The organism is Haloarcula terrestris, assembly GCF_031624315.1.
GTDB lineage: Archaea > Halobacteriota > Halobacteria > Halobacteriales > Haloarculaceae > Haloarcula > Haloarcula terrestris.
The window spans coordinates 111,915-130,027 of sequence record NZ_JAMQOM010000001.1 but is presented as its reverse complement, the minus strand read 5'-3'; the positions used below and the strand labels follow the sequence as shown (position 1 = coordinate 130,027).

The following is an 18,113-nucleotide window of genomic DNA, read 5'->3' as shown; positions in this document are numbered from 1 at the left end:
TACGTGCGAACAACAAATGGCGAATACGACAGACGGCCGCCCGTCGAGCAAGGTCGCTCGACTCATCGACGAGTATGAACTCGACGGACTCGGTGCGGAGATGGAGGCTCGCTGGACCGGTGACGGCGAAGAGCGCATGAGCCTCCGGGACCTCGCGGAGTTTTTCAACAAGCGCCTCCTCGAACGCGCGCTGGTCGATGCCGGCCTGAGCGCGCTCGAAAGCGACGTAGAATCGACCTACGAGAACCTCACCGGCGACGACATCAGCACAGGTGTTCGGACGGACACCGTCAACCGACTCGAACGCAACGGCATCGACGTGGATAGCCTCGACACGGATTTCGTCACGTACCAGGCTATTCGGTCGTATTTGAAAGAGTGGCGCGGCGCGGAGTACCAGGGACTATCCGACGATGAGAAGATCGAGAAGGACCTCGAAAGCATTCAGCGCCTGCTGACGCGGACGCTGTCGGTCACCGACCAGCGCATCGAGAAACTGCGCGACACGGGCCGCATCGACATCGAGGACTTCGAGGTGTTCCTGGACGCGCAGGTGCTGTGTCAGTCCTGTGGCAGCCAGTACGCTGTCGCGGAGTTCTTTGAGCAGGGCGGCTGTGAGTGCCAGCAGGACTGAGTCGGTTTTCGGACAGTTCGATTCGACTGTAGCGGCGTAGCCAACTGTAATACGATACAATACAAGCGAATGAGGTTGTGAAACGTAATGAAATACAATCTGAGGGGATTTACTGTCGGCACGATTGGAGAGACCCGAAGCTGTCCCTGAAACCACTGCCGCCCTCTGTTTGAACTGTCACACAGGGCTGAAGCCTCCGGCGCTCGTGGACAGGGATATGAATCCGACCGAACTGCGTGCGTCGATTCCGGCGCTCGAACGGTGTACGTACTTCAACACGGGCGCGAGCGGACCGACACCCCGCCCCGTGGTCGACGCCGCAACGTCGTTTCTCGAACGCCACGCCTTCGACGCACCGGCCGGCGACGGCCCCTACGCGGTCGCGTGGGACGCTATCGCGGCGGCCCGCGAGATCGTCGCCAGTCACATCGGAACCGACGCCGCCAACGTCGCGTTCACCCGCAGCACCGCCGACGGGGTCAACATGGTTGCCGGGGCTATCGACTGGCAGCCCGGCGATGTAGTGGTCCGAACCGACCTCGAACACCCCGCCGGGACACTTCCCTGGGATCGGCTGGCCGACACCCACGATATCGAGGTCCGCGTGCTGGAAACCGACGCCGGTCGGCTCGACATGGCCGATGTGAAAGACGCCGTCGCCGACGCCAGACTGGTGTCGCTGAGTTCGCTCACCTGGACCCACGGGACGCGACTCCCGGTCGCCGATGTCGTCGACGTGGCCCACGATGCCGGCGCGCAGGTGCTTGTCGACGCCGTCCAGTCCGTCGGGCAACATCCCGTCGATGTGACCGAATGGGGCGCGGATTTCGTCGCCGCGGCGGGCCACAAGTGGCTGCTGGGCATCTGGGGCGGCGGGTTCCTCTACGTCGACCCTGACGCCTACGACCGACTGCGCCAGACCCGCATCGGCTACCGCAGCATCGAGGACCCTGGCGCGGACGGGTACGAATACTACCCGGGTGCGCGCCGCTTCGAAGTCGGCACTACTTCGCCGGTGCCCTACGTCGGACTTGCGAACGCCATCGAAACGGTCGAAGCCGTCGGACTGGATACGATCCAGACCCGCGTCGAGCGGCTGACCGACCGGCTCAAGGACGGCCTCGGCGACCGGCTGTTGAGCCCCCGCGAATACGAGTCGGGACTGGTGACGTTCACTGCCAACGACCCCGAGGTGACCGTTGAGCGGCTCGCGGCAGAGGGGATCGTCATCAGGTCCCTCCCCCACCCCGAGGCGGTCCGTGCGTCGGTCCACGCGTTCAACACCGCCGACGACATCGACCGGCTGCTCGACGCGCTGTAGCTCTCCCCCACGCCCGGACTTTCTTGCCCTGCCCGGTCGTTCATTTTCGCATGGAGACCCGTCCCGTCGTGACGTGCTTCCTGCGCAGTGAGGGTGCGGTGTTGCTGTTGCGCCGGAGCGATGCTGTCGGCTCGTACCGAGGCCAGTGGGGTGGGGTCGCGGGACACGTCGCCGACGACGCCGGACGGGACCGGAACCCGGAGACGGCCGCACGGGCCGAAATCAGCGAGGAGACCGGACTGAACGACGCGGTTACGCTGGTCCGGCGAGGTGATTCGTTTCGGGTGGCCGACGCCGACCAGGGCGTCCGATGGGTCGTCCACCCGTTCCTGTTCGATTGCGACGGTCGCGGCGTCACGACCAACGAGGAGACGACTGAGACAGCGTGGCTCCACCCGCCTGAGATACTATCCCGCGAGACGGTCCCGCGGCTGTGGACCGCTTGGGACCGCGTTCGGCCGCGGGTCGCCACCGTCCACGAAGACCGGACCCACGGCTCGGCATGGCTCTCGCTCCGGGCGCTGGAGGTGCTGCGTGACGAAGCCACCCTGGCCGATGCCGGACGGACTGACGACCTGGAGACGGCCGAGCGGGACAGCGACGATTGGGACGCGCTCGCCGCCCTCGCCGCCGAAATCCGCGATGCGCGTCCCTCGATGGTCGTCGTCGCCAACCGTCTCAACCGAGCGATGGCCGCCGTCACCGACGAGTCGCCGGCGGCCGTCGAGCGGGCCGCGACCGAGGCGCTGACTCACGCGGTGACTGCCGACCGGGTCGCCGCCGCCGTCGCCGCCGAGCGCGTCGGGGACCGCCTCGCCACGCTGTCGCGCTCTGGAACGGTCCGTGCGGTGGTCGACGCCGCCGCGCCCGAGGCCGTGCTCGTCACCGAATCCCGGCCCGGCGGCGAGGGTGTCGGCGTCGCCGAAGCGCTCGCCGACAGCACAGCGGTGACGCTGACCACCGACGCGGCCTTTGGGTACGAACTGGATGCATGGAACGCCGACGCGCTCGTCGTCGGAGCCGACCGTGTCCTCCCGGACGGGCGCGTGGTCAACAAAGCCGGGACCCGCTCGGCGGCGCTGTCGGCGGCCGCCGCGGGCGCGGATTGTTACGCCGTCTGTGCCACCGACAAGATTGCGCCCCGTTCCGAGTGGGATTGCGAGGAACGCGACTCACAGGAGGTGTACGACGGTGGTGCCGACATAGCCGTCGAGAATCCCACCTTCGACCTGACCCCGGCGTCGGCAGTGACGGTCGTCACCGAACGCGGCGTGGTGGATACTGACGAAATCGGGGAGATAGCTGACGCACACCGACAGCGGAGCGAATGGGCTGACGGTGGCTAATGGCGAGATTTCGGTCGTTCATCTGCTGCCCAGGTGTTTGCTCACTGCTCGTCTAGCACGACCGGCACACCGGCTTCGGCCACGTCGGCGGCGAACTCGCGGGAATCAGCTTCGAGGTTGGAGAAGGTGTTGTAGTGGACCGGCAACACGAGGTCCGGGTCGATGGTCGCGGCCAGCGAGGCGGCTTCGTGGCGGTCCATCGTCGCCCGCGGGCCGATGGGCGGACACAGGAGCGATACCTCCAGCGTCCGATGGCCCGGTAACACGTCCGAATCGCCGGGATAGAACGCCCTGGTGCCCTCGACGGCGACCATGAAGCCACAGCCAAAGCCCTCCGGGTGGTAGGGCGTTCCGTCCGGCAGCGTGTGTGGGCCGTCCGGTTCGTTGTACGCCGGCGTCGACCAGATCGGCACGTCCTTGACTGTCGTTTGCGATTTCATGCCGACCTCGACCACGTCGTATGGAAGCGAGGACAGCGGCGGGAGGTCACGGTCGCCGACACGCTCGTCGATGCCTTCGTAGGCGACGATTGTCGCGTCCTCGCTCGCGACGCGCTCGATCCCGTCGGGGTCGTAGTGGTGGACGTGGGTCACACACACCACGTCGCCGTCTTCCGGTCGATAGTCGCTGCTCGGCGGATGGCCGATACCGTCTTTGTGGGGCTCCCACTCGCCGGTGAGCACGCCGTATCGGCCCGGGTCGACGTACACCACAGTATCATCGCCGGCAAAGCGGAGCGTGGCGTACCCCAGCCAGTCGACGGTCAGTCCGTCGTGTCGAACTGTCATTAGATATCCGTACACGCTACACCCTGAATAAGTCCGCTACTCGCCGGCGTCGCTCCCAGTCAGAAGATATACCCGGCCTCTGTCCGTTTGCTTGCCCGTGCGAAACTTCCACATCACGACGGTCTGGGGAATTCCGATACGGGTCAACATCTCGCTGCTGATTTTCCTGCCGGTGCTGGCCTGGATTATCGGTAGCGGGGCACAGATCGGCGTGTACGCGGGTATCGTGAGCGCCCTCTCGGGCGTGACACTCAACCTGACGGTACTGACCGCGGGCCAGACACCATGGGTCATCGGGACCGTCGCGGCGGTGGGCCTGTTCGCCAGCGTCGCTCTCCACGAGCTGGGCCACGCCTGGGCGGCGATGCGCTACGGGCTCCGAGTCGAATCCATCACGCTCTGGATTCTCGGCGGCCTCGCTAGCCTCGAATCCATGCCCAAGGAGTGGGACCGGGAACTCGTCATCGCGCTGGCCGGTCCGGCGGTGAGCGTGCTGACCGGCCTCGCCTGCTACGCCGCGCTGTTTGCCCTCCCCGCGAGCGCGCAGGTGACGCTGTTTATCGTCGGCTGGCTGGCCGTCACGAACCTCTTTCTCGCCGTGTTCAACATGCTGCCGGCGTTCCCGATGGACGGCGGCCGCGTCCTCCGGGCGCTGCTCGCGCGGAAACGACCCTACGCCCAGGCGACACGTATCGCCGCCCGAATCGGCACCGCGTTCGCAATCGCGTTCGCCGCCATCGGTATCATCTTCTTCGCCCCGATGCTCCTGTTGCTCGCGCTGTTCGTCTACGCCGCCGCATCCAGTGAGTCCCGCACAGTTGCGCTGGCGGCGCTGCTGGAAGGGATGACCGTCGACGATGTCGCCAACCCGCTCGACGCGACAATCGAGGCCAACGCCAGCGTCGAGGACCTCGTCGACCGGATGTTCGCCGACCGCCGGACGGAGTTCGCGGTCACGCGCAACGGCGACGTGGTCGGCGTCGTCACCGTCGGCGATTTCAAGGCCCTCTCGAAGGCCGAACGCGAGGCCGACACTGTCGCCGACCTGATGGAGACAGACCTCCCGCGATTCGTCTCGACTATGGCTGCCTTCGACGCGCTCGTCGAACTCGACACCGTCAGAGCCACCGCTGCGTTCGTCGACGGTCCCGAGGGGACTCGTGTTGTCTCCCGGGAAGACTTCTCCAGCGCGATGGAGATGCGGCGACTGGTCGGGTCGCCGGAGCCGTTCTAGCTGGACACGACGCAATTGACTGTCGGTACACCCAAGAGGGGGCGACGTACACTACTGGATAATGCAATCCGGGTTCGTCGACCTGTTCGTCGACCTCGTCGGAACAGACCCGCTGATAAACGGCCTCGTCGGCGGGGTCATCATCGCCACGATGAACCTCTTTGGTGCGTCGCTCGTGCTTGTCTGGCGCAACCCCTCGGAGCGGGCGCTGGATACGGCACTTGGCTTTGCCGCCGGCGTGATGCTGGCCGCCGCGTTCACGAGCCTCATCATCCCCGGGATCGAGGAATACTCGGGCGGGAACCCGATTCCGACGCTCGTCGGCGTCGCGCTCGGAGCGCTCTTTCTCGACCGCGCGGACGGACTGGTCCCGCACGCTCACTACCTGCTGACGGGCAGTCGGCGGTCCGACGCGGCCAACCCCAGTCAGGACCTCTCGGTCGACGACTCCAAACTGACGGGGGTCATTCTGTTCATCCTCGCTATCACGCTGCACAACATCCCGGAGGGGCTGGCCGTCGGTGTCGGCTTCGGCGCGGCTGCCGGCAACCCGGCCCAGATCGGGGGCGCGCTCTCGCTGATGCTCGCTATTGGCATCCAGAACATCCCGGAGGGACTGGCCGTCTCCGTCGCCGCGATCAACGCGGGCCTGGACCGGCGACTGTATGCTGTTTTCACCGGAATCCGCTCTGGCGTCGTGGAGATCCCGCTTGCGGTGCTCGGTGCTGTCGCCGTGGTAACTGTCGAACCGCTCCTGCCCTATGCGATGGGCTTTGCGGCGGGCGCGATGCTGTTCGTGATTTCCGACGAGATAATTCCCGAGACGCACCAGCGCGGCTACGAGCGGATTGCGACGCTGGGACTGATGGCCGGCGTCATCGTCATGCTGTACCTCGATATTGCGCTCGCGGCCTGAGGCCGTCTGCCCGTCACTCTTCGTAGGGCCAGTTCGGGTCGCGGTCGAGGCCCGTCGGCTCTTCGCAGTCCCCGGCCTCATCGGGGCAACACGCTCCGTGTTCGCGGAAATTTCCTCTCGCTTCCGTCAGTGATACGTGGTTGGTATCGCTGACGAATTCCGCGTCGCCGAACTGGATCGGATCGTCGAGCCAGTGACATACCGGGCACATCTCGTAGGACCCCGGCCGGCCCTCCGGGAGCGTCTGGTAGCCACAGCACGGGCAGTAGCCGAGTTCCCGTGCGGCTGGGTTACCGGGCGTCTCGGTCGACATGTTTCGTGGTATGTGGCTTCACACCATAGAATTATCGGACAGTAGTGACGAATTACTGTCACTGAGACTGACGGACTACTCCGATTGTGCGTCCTCGACCTTCCCCGCGTACTCCTCCAGTTCGGCGGCGAGTTCACGGGCCTGGGCCGCCGACAGCGTCACCGAGTCCGCGTGTGGCTTCACCGCGTCGAGGTCGGTGTTGTCCATCTCCAGCTGGAGTTCGACGTGGTCCGGGTTCTTGCGCGGCGCGGTCACGTTCAGCACGGCCAGGGCCTCCTCCTCGAAGCCGTGGCCCTCTACCTCACCGTCGAGCAGGTCGAAGGTCGTGTACGCGTTGACCTTCATGATGCGGTCGACCATACCCCGTGTTCGCGGGCCGGCGACTTAACGCCCGTTACTCCTCGCCAGTCACGCCCTCGTAGCCGACCCGCTCGGCGTCGGCCGCCGCGTTGTCGATGGCTGCGTCGAGGTCGAACTCCCGGACGATTTCTCCGTCACGAATCAGTGGCTCCAGCAGCGACTCGGCATCGGCCGGCCCGTCGCGGTCGGCCAGGCCGACGTGGTGGCCGCCGTCGGCGGTGCGGTACACCGACTTCGTGCCGGTGAGCTTCCCCCGCTTGGCCGCCGGTTCGCCGTCCAGTTCGACGATATCTAGCGCGAAGTCCAGCGGGTCGGCGTTGGCGACGTAGCTCCCGACGCCGAAGCCGTCGGCCACGTCACGAAGCTCTCGGAGCGTTGTCGGAGTGAGTCCCCCCGAGAGGAACAGGTCCACGTCCTCGTGGCCGTAGGCATCCAGCGTCCAGCGCACTTCCCGAACGATGTGACGGAAGTCCCCGCGGCGGGACCCGGTCGTGTCCAGTCGGACGCCAGCGAGATCGTCGATGGCTTCCGCCGCGCGGAGCGCTTCGTCGGTCTCATCGCTGTAGGTGTCTGTCAGCGCGATTCGGGGCGTCTCCTCGGGAACGGCGGCGTCGAAGGCCTGCCACGCTTTCTCCTGATTGCCACGGCCGAAGCAGATCATCAGCGCGTGCGGCATCGTCCCGCCGGCCTCGTGGCCGATGAGTTCCCCCGCGGCGACGTTCGAGATACCGTCGAGCCCGCCCAGTAAGGCCGAGCGCTCAACCATCGCACCGATTGACGGGTGGACGTGGCGCGAGCCGAAGGACAGCACTGTCGACTCCGGTGCGGCGTAGCGCGCTTCCAGCGCCCGCGTTGCGATACCGGTCGGATGCGAGAGAAAGCCAAGCAGCGCCGTCTCCAGCCGACAGAACTCCCGGTACGAACCTTCGATACGCATCACCGGACCGCCGTCGAACAGTTGGCCCTCGGGGAGCGCGTCCACGTCGACGGGTCGCCCCTCCAGCAACGCGGCGGCGTCTTTCAGCCCCGCCAGCACCTTCCACCGGCCCGTCGCGAACTGGTTTGCCGTCACCTCGGCGACCACGTCCGGGTTCTTTCCTGCGTGTTCCAGCGCCTCCATCGTCCGGTCGAAGTAGGCGTCGGTCGCCCGCCCCTCCCGAATCGCCTCCGGAGAGACGATGTCGAACTGCTCGGTCATTGGGTAGTCGTAGGAGCGGGGGCCTGAAAAAGCGGTCCGATTGGCGGCCGCGAGACGCCGTTTTCAGCACGTCGCGGTTTTCCGGGGATTCACACTCGTAACGCTTTCTACGGTACCGCAGGTAGCCGCGGGCGTGCTCAGTCCCCGCCGCTCTGTCGCCCTCCTGTTAGCGCTTGCACTGCTCGCGACCGGCACCGCTCTCGGCGTCTCGCAGTACCGGGACCGGCTACGACACGACGACGGGCACGGTTCAGACCGCCGAGATGGACACGTACACTGAAATCGGACGGCTGAAGCTGGGTGGCAACCAGTACTACCGGCCCAACGTCACCTACACCTATCGGGTCGCCGACCGGACCTACACGGGCCACGACATCGCTTTCGGGTCCGATGTCGACACGAACCGGCGGGACCGGGCCGCACGGGTGCTGTCGAACTATGATACGGGAGCGTCGGTTCCCGTCTACTACGATCCGGACAGCCCCCGAGATGCCTACCTCGTCCAGCGCTTCGACTTCTTCCCGGCCGGCGTTCTGATCGCGCTGGGTCTCCTGTTGCTCGGCGACGCACTGACGCCGCGAACGCGGTGGCTCCGCTTCGTCCTCTCGAGGATTCCGTTGAACCGGGACGAGCACGACCCGTTTTCACCGTCAGAGTCCGGCGATGGCGTTCCGGACGACCCGACGCGGATTCTCGATCAGGATACCGCTGACGGCGAGCACGAGGACGCCACGACAGACGCCGACGCACCGGTCCGTGGTCGCTTGGCCGTCACCCTCTGGGCCGTCTGTGGCCTCGCCGCGCTCGGGACGGTCACCGTCTATCTCGCCGTTTCGCGGCCACCCCATGACCTGACGGCCTACGCGACAGCTATCGTCACTGTCATCGGATTCGGCCGCTTCGCGTATCGTCATGCACTCGATTAGGCAACACCGCTTCTCGCTACGCCACACTCAGCCGGCTGCCTGGTGAATCTCGTCCAGGTCGCCGGTTTTTGGCCCGTTGACGATGCGGACGGTCTTGCCCGAGCGGACCACGCGGAAGGCGTCGTTGAACTGGTCGTCTTCAGGGACGACGTAGACGTTCGTCCGGGGCTGGACGGCGTCGTGTTCCTCGGTCAGCGCCGCCCGGTAGGCCTGTTCGAACTCTCTGGCGTCGTCCTCGGTGTCCCAGCGGGTCTCCCAGACGTAGCCGTAGCCGCCCGAACCGTTGCGGTAGGGTACGACCAGGTCACCGCCCCAGCCCGCCGAAATCTCGCTCTCGTAGCTGTAGCGGTCGCCCTCCGTCTGCCCGTTGTGGTACATCGTCGCGTAAATCGAGGTCTCCCCGACCGTATCGCCGACCGGGTCGTGGTCGAAGCGGCTCCACTCGTCGGACGAGCGGTCCGCGACGCTGACGTTCACAGGCTTCTCGTCGGGATATTTCTCGGGGTGAAGAACCTGTTCGGTGCTGTCTGGGAAGTCCTCATGTAGCGCGTCGACGGCGTCCCAGCCGCCGTCCGAGCGGATCTGGTCGACGAACCGCGGGCCGGTGACGTAGGGCTGGTAGAGGACAGTGAACAGCCCCTCGTTGTAGCTGGGCTCCTGGCTGGTGTCCCCGTCGTCGCTGCTTCCGCCGTCGTCGCTGGTCCGGTCTGGAAGTGCGATACAGCCCCAGCCGTCGCCACAGCGGCGCTCGTAGAGGATGCGGACGTAGTTGGCCTCCCCCTCGGTGACGCCCTGCCGGGACAGCTGGGTGTCCTGGGTCTTCGCGGAGCCGTTCAGGCCGAAGTGCTGGTCCTGCAGGGCGTGGACGAGTTCGTGGGACAACGTCCGCCGGTCGATCTGTGGCGTCTCCGTCGGACTGACGATGACGATTTCGTCGTTGCTCGGCGAGTAGTACCCCTGGACCGTCGTCGAGAGCGTGTCGTCTATCTCCTCGCTGCTGCCCGAATCCTCGCCGATCAGCAGGAGCGATTCCCACACCTGGTCGTTCCAGGGGTCCTCCGGCGGACCGCCGCCGCTGCCGTTGCCCCGCGAGCGGTTCTGGTACTCCGCCCGGGAGATGACCGACACCGGGACCGTCTGCTTGAACTCCCGGTCCCGTATCTGCTCGACGCGGGCCATCGTCCGGGCGACGACGGCCTCCCGTTCCGTCTCGTTCAGGCCGTCGTCGGTCGTCACCGACACCGAGTCATCGTACCAGTAGCCGTTCTCGTAGCCGATGGCGTCCTCGCCGGCCGGTGTTTCGGGGTGGTCGCTGCCGCCGAACGACGGGACCGTACAGCCCGCTAAGACGATCGCAACGGCGAGGAGTAGTTCCTTACGCATCGTGGACCTCGTCGAGTTCGTCGGCCGTCGGCGCGTTCACGACGGTGACCGTCTCCCCGTCGACCCTGACGGCGATGGCGTCGGCGTAGGGACTGTCCTCCTCGATGACCCACTGGCCCTCTGCGGTTCTGGTGCCGCCCCAGTGAGCGATCACCGCCTCCCAGGCGTCGGCGAACTCGCGGGCGTCGGCCTCACTGTCCCAGGTCGTTTTCCAGACGTAGGCCGTCTCCTCGCTGTTCCCGTAGACGTGCATTCGGCCGCCCGCCCAGCCGTCGGTCGCCGGGAGGTCATAGTTGTACGGGTCGTCGCTGTCAAGCGATCCGTCCTCGTAGTTGATCACGTCCCGAGTCTGGACGACACTCGACTCGTTGTAATCGTCGGCGAGGGTGTATGCCATCGATCCGGCGATGGCCGACGGTCCCACGACGGCGTAGTCGGGTCGGTCGCGGTCGGTCGAGGGTCTGACCCGCTCCCAGTCGTCGCTGGACCGGTCTGCAAGTGAAACGGACTCGGGTTCCCATTCCGGGTACCGTTCGGGATAGATCACTTCGGTGGCTCCGTCGGGATAGTCGTCGTAAGCACCGTTGACGGCGCTCCAGTCCTCGCGCTCCCGGAGCTCCGAAATTAGCCCGGGACCGTCGCTGTAGGGGAAATACTGCATGAAGTTGATGCCGAAGTGGCGGTCGCCGCCACCGCTCGATGTGTCTGGCCTGTCGATACAGTCCCACTCCGCGCCACAGCGTCCAGTGTACGATTGCGTGACCGCGACGGCGTCACCCTCGACGAGGCCGTTCCGGCCCTGCACTTCGTCCCGCGTTCGCGCGTCGCTCGCCAGCCCGAACTGCTGGTCCTGCAGGGCGTGGACGAGTTCGTGGGCCAGCGTCCCCCGGCTTATCGTCGGCGTCTCGGAGTCGCTGACGATGACGATCTCGCCGCGTCGGCTGCTGTAGTAGCCAAGGACGCTTTCGCCTCGGTTGCTGTTCTGGACGGCGATGGAGTCGCGGTTCTCGCCGATGAAAAACAGCGCCTCGAACTTCGCGTTGTCGAACCGGCGCAGCGACTCGCCGGCTTCGCTGCCGGCCGTGTTGTTGCGGTACTCTGCCCGGGAAATGACGGAGACGGGGACCGTCTCTTCGAACTCAAGGCCGCGGATCCGCTCGACGCGGGCCATCGTCCGGGCGACGACGGCGTCCCGCTCCGTCTCGTTCAGTCCGTCGTCAGTCGTGACGGACAGCGACTCGTTGTACCAGTAGCCGTTCTCGTAGCCCAGTCGATCTTCGTCGGGTGCCGGTGGAGCGGAGCCGTCGTTCCCGTAGTCGACCGGGGAACCGTCGGGCGTCAGGTCGTCGCTACCGGACTCTGTCTGGGCGACCGGCGAACCGGGCGCTTGACAGCCTGCCAGCAACAGCACGGCGACACAGAGAACAGTGAGGGCGAACGGGCGGCGCATCTACCAGAGGGTAGGGCACCACAGTGAAAAGTCACACGGGGTAACTTTCGTAGTCGACCCAACCCAACGCTCGCTCATGGAACTCGACCCAGCACAGACCGCCCTGGTCGTCGTCGACATGCAGAACGGTTTCTGTCACCCCGACGGGAGCCTCTACGCACCGGACAGCGAAGCGGCCGTCGAGCCCTGTGCCGAACTGGTCGACCGCGCCCGCGAGGCCGGCGCGAGCGTGGTGTTCACCCGCGATGTCCACCCGCCCGAACAGTTCGACGGAAACCACTACTACGACGAGTTCGACCGCTGGGGCGAACACGTCGTCGAGGGGTCCTGGGAGACCGAACTCGTCGACGGCCTCGACCCCCAGGAGGAGGACTTGGTCGTCGAAAAGCACACTTACGACGCCTTCTACCAGACGGAACTGGAAGGGTGGCTCGACGCCCACGGGATCAAGGACCTCGCCATCTGTGGGACGCTCGCAAACGTCTGCGTGCTCCATACTGCCTCCAGCGCCGGCCTGCGGGACTACCGCCCGATTCTTGTCGAAGACGCAGTCGGCTACATCGAGGACGACCACCGCGAGTACGCCCTGGAGCACGCCGACTGGCTGTTCGGTGAGGTGACCGACCGCGACGAAATCGCGTTCGCCTGAGATGAGGATCGACCCCGTTCGCGGCGACGTGCCGGAGGTCGAGGACGGTCCCGAGTACGACCTGGATTTCTGCGAGTATCCCGAGTGATACGGGACATTGTAGTTACAGCGACGCCTCGTCACCGACCGCGGCCCGCTCGATAGTCACGCGAACCTCGTCGCCGACAGCGAAGTCGATACCCTCACCGACGAGTTTCGCGCCGAAGCGCTCGCGGCCACAAAACAGCGCGATGCCGGTTATCCGCTCGCCGTTTGCCAGCACGGTCAGGTCGTCCCACGCGACTGTGCGACCGTCGGCTGTCCCGACACGCTGGCCCGCGAGGACCGCGGCGTCGGTTCCGTCACCGCCAAGCAGCCCACCGCCCGAGTAGTGCGGCAAGCCGCCGTCGAGAACGCCCGAACTGTCGCCGTCGACATCGTTGGCGATACCGACGAAGGAGCCACCGAGTTGCGGATGTGCAGGCTCGTCCAGCCGAACCCAGGTCTCGCCGGCTTCCGCGACCGTCCCGGTGCCGTCCCACGACACCGGGGTCACGTCCACCGACACGTCGACCGGGAGCGACCCCGAGGCCCGATACGGGTTCGCGTCGGGGTCGCGGAACCCGAGATGGATGTGGTTCGGGACCCACGGCGCGAAAAAGCCCGCGCGGACCAGTTCCCCGAGGTCGTCGCCGACGGCCACCGTCTCGCCGGGTTCTACCGCGGGGTCGACGTGGAGCATCCGTGCCACAGTGTCGCCAGTATCGACCAGAATGAGGTGGTCGTGCTCGGCGGCGTAGGCCTTCGGCGGGGCCCGGACCGTTTTCGTGTCCAGCACTTCTCCGGCGACTGGCGACGGCGCACGCTCACCGTCGGGATAGAGGTCGATGGCACGCCCCTCGTCGTGGGCGTCGAACGGCGAGTTGTACAGGGAGAACCGATAGTACTGGAAGAGTACGTCTCGCGGTATCGTGACGGCCATCGGCGGCGATTAGGGGTGTACCGGTATGGCTCTGTCGTCCGAGGGTTCAAGTCCGGTGATGGGGCCATCGCTTCGCGTGCGCTGACGACGACCGCGGCGGGGGCAGCGGGAGCGCGACACGTCCCGTCGCGATAGCTGTGTGTCGCCTGTTCGCTATCCTTCGCTGAGGGGGTGCCATTCGCCGGCCCGGCGGACCGTTTTAGCCCTGCGACCCCTACTGCACGACTATGCGCCTGCTACGGGGCCGCGCCGTCGATCCCGAAACCGACTTCGAGCGGACCCGCCGGATGGCGGACCGCGTCGCCGAGGACCGCGAAACGGCCCTGCGAGTCTGGCGACCGCACAGACAGGTCGCCTTCGGCCGCCGTGACGCCAACAGCGACGGCTACGACCAAGCACGTCAGGCCGCCCGCGACCGGGGGTACACCGTTATTGAACGTGCCGTGGGAGGCCGAGCCGTCGCCTACACAGGATCGACCGTCTCGTTTGCCCTCGCGGAGCCGACCGAGAGCCCCCGTGAGACCATCGATGCCCGCTACGAATGGGCCACAGCGGCTGTGAAGCGTGCGCTAGACGATTGCGGTATCATCGCTCAGACGGGCGAACCGGACGCCTCCTTCTGTCCGGGGAGCCACTCGCTCCAAGCCGGGGGTAAAATCGCCGGACTCGCACAGCGGGTCCGCCAGTCCGTCGCTGTCATCGGCGGCATCATCGTCGTTCGGGACCACGAGGCCATCGCCGGGGTGCTGGCACCCATCTACGAGGCGCTCGACGTTCCGTTCGACCCACAGAGTGTCGGGAGCGTCGCCAACGCTGGAGGGGACGACGACCACGACAGGGTCATCGCGGCGCTGGAGCGGGCGCTGGCCGACGGCCGTGACGTGTCGGTGAGTGCTATCCGAGAGACTTAGGGATGCGCCCGGCCGACTGGGCGTATGCTCATCCGTAACGCGACGCTGCCGGACGGCGACCAACGCGATGTCCGGGTGCGTGGCGAGTCCATCGCTGAGGTCGGCCGCGACCTTGATGCGACTGACCAGCACGTCATCGAAGCGACCGGCAAACGCCTCTTTCCGGGCATGGTCGACGCCCACGTCCACTTCCGACAGCCCGGCTATCCCCACAAGGAGACGTGGGAAACCGGCTCACGGGCCGCGGCAGCCGGCGGCGTCACGACCGTCGTCGACCAGCCCAACACCGACCCGCCGACCATCGACGGTGAGGCGTTCGACCAGAAGGCCGATTTCGCCGCCGACTCAGTCGTCGACTGGGGCATCAACGGCGGCGTCACGGCCGACTGGATTCCGAACGTCCTCCTGCGCCGTCGCCTGTTCGCGCTCGGCGAGGTGTTTCTCGCGGACTCGACCGGCGACATGGGCATCGAGGCTGACCTGTTCGCCGACGCGCTGGAGGCCGCCGCCGACAACGACGTGCCGGTCACCGTCCACGCCGAGGACGCCGATTACTTCAATGACGACGCTAAGGCTCGCGACGACGCCGACGCCTGGAGCGCGTTCCGGACCGCGAAAGCCGAAGCAAAGGCCGTCGAGCGGGCCTGTGCGGTCGCCCAGGAACACGACACGACCATTCACATCGCGCACACCTCCACGCCGGAAGGAGTCGATATCGCGAGCGAGGCCGGAATGACAACCGAAGTGACGCCACACCACCTGCTGCTCTCCCGGCGCGATCTCTCGGAACTGGGGACGTTCGGGCGAATGAACCCGCCCCTGCGCCGCGAGAAGCGCCGCCAGAAACTCTACGAGCGGGTCGTTGACGGCACCGTCGACATGATCGCGACCGACCACGCGCCACACACACGCGAGGAGAAGGACGCCAGCATCTGGGACGCGCCGTCGGGCGTCCCCGGCGTCGAGACGGTCCTCCCGCTCCTGCTGGCGGAAGCCCGGGACCCGGACAGCGCCCTCACCTATGAGCGCGTTCGGGACCTCACCGCACGCAACCCCGCCGACGTGTTTGGCCTGCCACAGAAGGGGGCCATCGAGGCCGGCACGGACGCCGACCTCGTGCTCGTCGACACGACCGAGACGACCGAGATTACCGGTGAGAGGCTGCATTCGAAATGCGACTGGACGCCATTCGAGGGCCGCGACGCGGTGTTCCCCGAGTGGACGATGGTCCGGGGGACGGTCGTCTACGAGCGCGGCGAGGCACTGGATGCCGACGACGCAACCCCGCAGGAGGACGTGTTCTACGACCATCAGGGCGAGAACGTCCGCGGCGCGGACAGCGAACGGTTAGAGTAACGCCGCGACGACGGACGTGCCGACCATTATTCCGCCACCGCCGCCACAGAGTCGGGCCATCGCGCGCCGCGAATCCCGCTCGGTCCAGTCGCTTCGCGTGCCCATGTGCTCTTGCATGGCCTCGATGCCGTTGCCGGCGAGTATCGACCCCGACCAGCCTAGCAGGCCAACGCCGAACACCAGTGCCCCGAGCGCGAACACAGTCGCTTCGCTCGACCGCGCATCACCGGTGTAGAGCGTCCAGCCCGCCATGCCGAGACCGCCAAGCAGGAGGCCGACGACCAGCCCGCTCCCAACCAGTCGCGCCCGGGCCGCGACGTACTGCCGGAGCCGAGGTGGCTCACCGCTCTGGGCCATCAGTCGACCGCTTCGCGCATCCGCGGATCGAGCGCGTCGCGCATCCCGTCACCGAGCAGGTTGAACCCCAGCACGGTGATAGCGAGGAACAGCCCCGGGAAGAAGGAGAGCCACCACTCCCCCGTCAGGAGGCCGTTCTCGACGCCGCGAGAGAGCATCAGGCCCCACGACGGCGTCCCTGCCTGCGCACCAAACCCGAGGAACGACAGCGCCGCGAGGTCGATGATGGCGAGACCGAAGTTCAGTGTGGACTGGACGGTGATCGGCGCGAGCGTGTTCGGCAGGATATGCCGGACGAGAATCCGGGGGTCGGTCGCACCCAGCGCCACCGTGGCGTCGACGTACTCGTCTTCGAGCACCTTGAGCGCGGCCCCGCGGACGACGCGGGCGAACCGCGGCGTGTACACGAGCACGAGCGCCACCACCGCTCGCCAGAGCCCCAGGTCCCGCGGGAAGATGGCGACCAGCGCGAGCGCGAGCAACAGGGGCGGGAACGCGAGTAGCACGTCCATCGTCCGCATGATGACGTTGTCGGTCACATCGCCGTAGTAGGCCGCGATGATGCCCAGACCGACACCCACGGTGGTCGAGGTGCCGACCGTAATCGTCCCGAACTTCAGGGCCAGCCACGCGCCGTACAGGCACCGTTTGTAGATGTCCCGGGCCGCCGCATCCGTGCCGAACAGCTGCTGGGTCGCGGGCGCGGGACCGAGCCAGCCGGGCGGCGCGCGGTCGACGATATCGGTCCCGAGCTGTGAGCTCGCGAGCGCGCCGAAGTCGTAGGTCACGCGGGCGTAGACGGCGATTGCGGCCATGCCGAGGATTATGGTCAGCCCGACGACGGCCAGGCGGTTCGACAGCAGGTCGGCGAGGAACGGGGACGCCCGCAGGCGTCCCAGTGCGCCCCGCGTCTCGGTGTCCGTACTCATTGTTGAATCCGTGGGTCGAGGTAGCTGTAGGTGACATCGACGAAGAGGTTGACAAGCGTGAACAGCAGCGCGAAGGTGAGCACCGTCCCCTGGACCACCGGGTAGTCGGAGACGCCGATGGCTGTGACGATGGTCAGTCCCATCCCGTTGATGCCGAACACGGTTTCGGTCAGGACTGCCCCACCCAGCAGCGTCCCGAACTGGATGCCGATGACGGTGACGACCGGAATCAGCGCGTTCCGGAAGCCGTGTTTCATCAACGTGATCTTCGCGCCCTGGCCTTTCGCCCGCGCGGTCCGGATGTAGTCCTGCCGGATGACTTCGAGCATCGAGGAGCGCATCATCCGGGAGATGAGTGCCGTCGAGTAGACGCCGATGACCACTGCCGGCAGGAACAGGTGATGGATCGCCGAGAGGAACGCTTCGGTGTTCCCGAGCAGAATAGTGTCGACGGTTATCATCCCAGTCAGAGGCAGTTCACGGCCCAACAGCGTCCAGGTGTCGGGCAGGAATAGCGTCGATTTGATGCGGCCACTGGTCGGGAACACGTCGAGATACGTCGAGAACAGCAGGATGAGGAGCGGCCCGGACCAGAAGATCGGGACCGAGATACCGGTCAGCGCCCCGATTCGGGTGATGTGGTCCGTCAGTGAATCCTGCTTGACTGCGGAGATAATGCCCAGCGGCAGCCCGAGCAGGATGCCTGCTGCCTGGCCGTAAATTGCGAGTTCGAGCGTGATTGGGAGCCGGTCTGAGATGACCGACCGGACGGAGTTCCCGCGGCTGATGCTGTAGGACTGGCCGAAGTCGAACCGCGCCGCGTCCCACAGGAAGCTCAGGTACTGCTCCCACAGCGGCCGTCGCAGCCCGAGTTCCTGCCGTATCTGTTCCAGTTGCTCGGTCGAGGCCCGCTGGCCGGCGATGACGATGGCGGGGTCCCCCGGGGCCAGGTGGAGAATCGCGAACACGACCGACGCCACGCCGAACAGCACCGGGACGAGCAACAGCAGCCGCTTGATGACGAACCGGGGCGGCACCACCGGTTCGACCAGCCTGAAGAGAAACTGTGTCGGGTTCATTC

General features: G+C 66.4%; 19 protein-coding genes. 9 read left to right on the top strand and 10 right to left on the bottom strand.

What is annotated here, in order from left to right; translation table 11 throughout:
• Positions 1-16 precede the first annotated feature (16 nt).
• From rdfA to NDI54_RS00690, 3 genes are all read left to right on the top strand, one after another.
• Entirely contained in the window at positions 17-634 is a 618-nt protein-coding gene (rdfA, locus tag NDI54_RS00700; protein ID WP_310894578.1) for a rod-determining factor RdfA, read from the top strand.
• 217 nt (positions 635-851) lie between these two features.
• Positions 852-1,955, top strand: coding sequence for an aminotransferase class V-fold PLP-dependent enzyme (locus NDI54_RS00695; protein ID WP_310894577.1), 1,104 nt, complete (start codon positions 852-854; stop codon positions 1,953-1,955).
• A gap of 50 nt (positions 1,956-2,005) precedes the next feature.
• Positions 2,006-3,301, top strand: coding sequence for an NUDIX domain-containing protein (locus NDI54_RS00690; protein ID WP_310894576.1), 1,296 nt, complete (start codon positions 2,006-2,008; stop codon positions 3,299-3,301).
• Between the two features lie 41 nt (positions 3,302-3,342).
• Here NDI54_RS00690 and NDI54_RS00685 read toward each other — a convergent pair whose 3' ends face one another.
• Positions 3,343-4,089, bottom strand: a complete 747-nt coding sequence (locus NDI54_RS00685) for an MBL fold metallo-hydrolase (RefSeq protein ID WP_310894575.1) — start codon at positions 4,087-4,089, stop codon at positions 3,343-3,345.
• A 97-nt stretch (positions 4,090-4,186) separates the two neighbouring features.
• On the opposite strand from NDI54_RS00685, the gene NDI54_RS00680 reads away from it, so the two are divergent.
• Entirely contained in the window at positions 4,187-5,323 is a 1,137-nt protein-coding gene (locus NDI54_RS00680; protein WP_310894574.1) for a site-2 protease family protein, read from the top strand.
• A 61-nt stretch (positions 5,324-5,384) separates the two neighbouring features.
• Complete coding sequence (locus tag NDI54_RS00675) at positions 5,385-6,239, top strand: ZIP family metal transporter (RefSeq protein WP_310894573.1); 855 nt, start codon at positions 5,385-5,387, stop codon at positions 6,237-6,239.
• 13 nt (positions 6,240-6,252) lie between these two features.
• Here the strand turns inward: NDI54_RS00675 and NDI54_RS00670 are convergent, their stop codons facing one another.
• The 3 genes from NDI54_RS00670 to NDI54_RS00660 all read right to left on the bottom strand — a co-directional run bounded on the left by NDI54_RS00670 (position 6,253) and on the right by NDI54_RS00660 (position 8,110).
• Positions 6,253-6,552 (bottom strand): CPCC family cysteine-rich protein, encoded by a 300-nt coding sequence (locus tag NDI54_RS00670; protein ID WP_310894572.1) that lies wholly within the window; start codon positions 6,550-6,552, stop codon positions 6,253-6,255.
• Positions 6,553-6,627: 75 nt separating this feature from the next.
• Positions 6,628-6,912 (bottom strand): DUF6360 family protein, encoded by a 285-nt coding sequence (locus NDI54_RS00665; RefSeq protein WP_004590818.1) that lies wholly within the window; start codon positions 6,910-6,912, stop codon positions 6,628-6,630.
• 34 nt (positions 6,913-6,946) lie between these two features.
• Complete coding sequence (locus tag NDI54_RS00660; RefSeq protein WP_310894571.1) at positions 6,947-8,110, bottom strand: nicotinate phosphoribosyltransferase; 1,164 nt, start codon at positions 8,108-8,110, stop codon at positions 6,947-6,949.
• 173 nt (positions 8,111-8,283) lie between these two features.
• Here NDI54_RS00660 and NDI54_RS00655 point away from each other — a divergent pair, with 173 nt between their 5' ends.
• Complete coding sequence (locus tag NDI54_RS00655; protein WP_310894570.1) at positions 8,284-9,036, top strand: DUF3592 domain-containing protein; 753 nt, start codon at positions 8,284-8,286, stop codon at positions 9,034-9,036.
• Between the two features lie 27 nt (positions 9,037-9,063).
• Here NDI54_RS00655 and NDI54_RS00650 read toward each other — a convergent pair whose 3' ends face one another.
• Positions 9,064-10,419 carry an Hvo_1808 family surface protein gene (locus tag NDI54_RS00650; protein WP_310894569.1) on the bottom strand — a complete coding sequence of 452 codons (1,356 nt, stop codon included), beginning with the start codon at positions 10,417-10,419 and terminating at the stop codon, positions 9,064-9,066.
• Positions 10,412-11,869 carry an Hvo_1808 family surface protein gene (locus NDI54_RS00645; protein ID WP_310894568.1) on the bottom strand — a complete coding sequence of 486 codons (1,458 nt, stop codon included), beginning with the start codon at positions 11,867-11,869 and terminating at the stop codon, positions 10,412-10,414. Before NDI54_RS00645 ends, NDI54_RS00650 begins: the two co-directional genes overlap by 8 nt.
• Before the next feature lie 76 nt (positions 11,870-11,945).
• Here NDI54_RS00645 and NDI54_RS00640 point away from each other — a divergent pair, with 76 nt between their 5' ends.
• Positions 11,946-12,518: a cysteine hydrolase family protein gene (locus NDI54_RS00640; RefSeq protein ID WP_310894567.1), complete on the top strand. Its 573-nt coding sequence runs from the start codon at positions 11,946-11,948 to the stop codon at positions 12,516-12,518.
• A 103-nt stretch (positions 12,519-12,621) separates the two neighbouring features.
• Here NDI54_RS00640 and NDI54_RS00635 read toward each other — a convergent pair whose 3' ends face one another.
• A complete protein-coding gene (locus NDI54_RS00635) occupies positions 12,622-13,479 on the bottom strand; it encodes a hypothetical protein (protein ID WP_310894566.1) in 858 nt (285 codons plus the stop codon).
• Between the two features lie 227 nt (positions 13,480-13,706).
• On the opposite strand from NDI54_RS00635, the gene NDI54_RS00630 reads away from it, so the two are divergent.
• Complete coding sequence (locus tag NDI54_RS00630) at positions 13,707-14,390, top strand: lipoate--protein ligase family protein (RefSeq protein ID WP_310894565.1); 684 nt, start codon at positions 13,707-13,709, stop codon at positions 14,388-14,390.
• Between the two features lie 24 nt (positions 14,391-14,414).
• The gene (locus NDI54_RS00625; protein WP_310894564.1) at positions 14,415-15,746 is read left to right on the top strand and encodes a dihydroorotase; all 1,332 of its coding nucleotides are present in this window, start codon (positions 14,415-14,417) and stop codon (positions 15,744-15,746) included.
• On the opposite strand, the gene NDI54_RS00620 is transcribed toward NDI54_RS00625, so the two are convergent.
• From NDI54_RS00620 to NDI54_RS00610, 3 genes are read right to left on the bottom strand one after another with little or no spacing between them, the layout of a single operon-like run.
• Positions 15,738-16,103, bottom strand: coding sequence for a DUF7268 family protein (locus tag NDI54_RS00620; protein ID WP_310894563.1), 366 nt, complete (start codon positions 16,101-16,103; stop codon positions 15,738-15,740). The genes NDI54_RS00625 and NDI54_RS00620 overlap by 9 nt on opposite strands.
• Positions 16,103-17,032 (bottom strand): ABC transporter permease, encoded by a 930-nt coding sequence (locus NDI54_RS00615; RefSeq protein WP_310894562.1) that lies wholly within the window; start codon positions 17,030-17,032, stop codon positions 16,103-16,105. Before NDI54_RS00615 ends, NDI54_RS00620 begins: the two co-directional genes overlap by 1 nt.
• The gene (locus NDI54_RS00610; RefSeq protein WP_310894561.1) at positions 17,029-18,111 is read right to left on the bottom strand and encodes an ABC transporter permease; all 1,083 of its coding nucleotides are present in this window, start codon (positions 18,109-18,111) and stop codon (positions 17,029-17,031) included. Before NDI54_RS00610 ends, NDI54_RS00615 begins: the two co-directional genes overlap by 4 nt.
• Between the last annotated feature and the right edge of the window lie 2 nt (positions 18,112-18,113).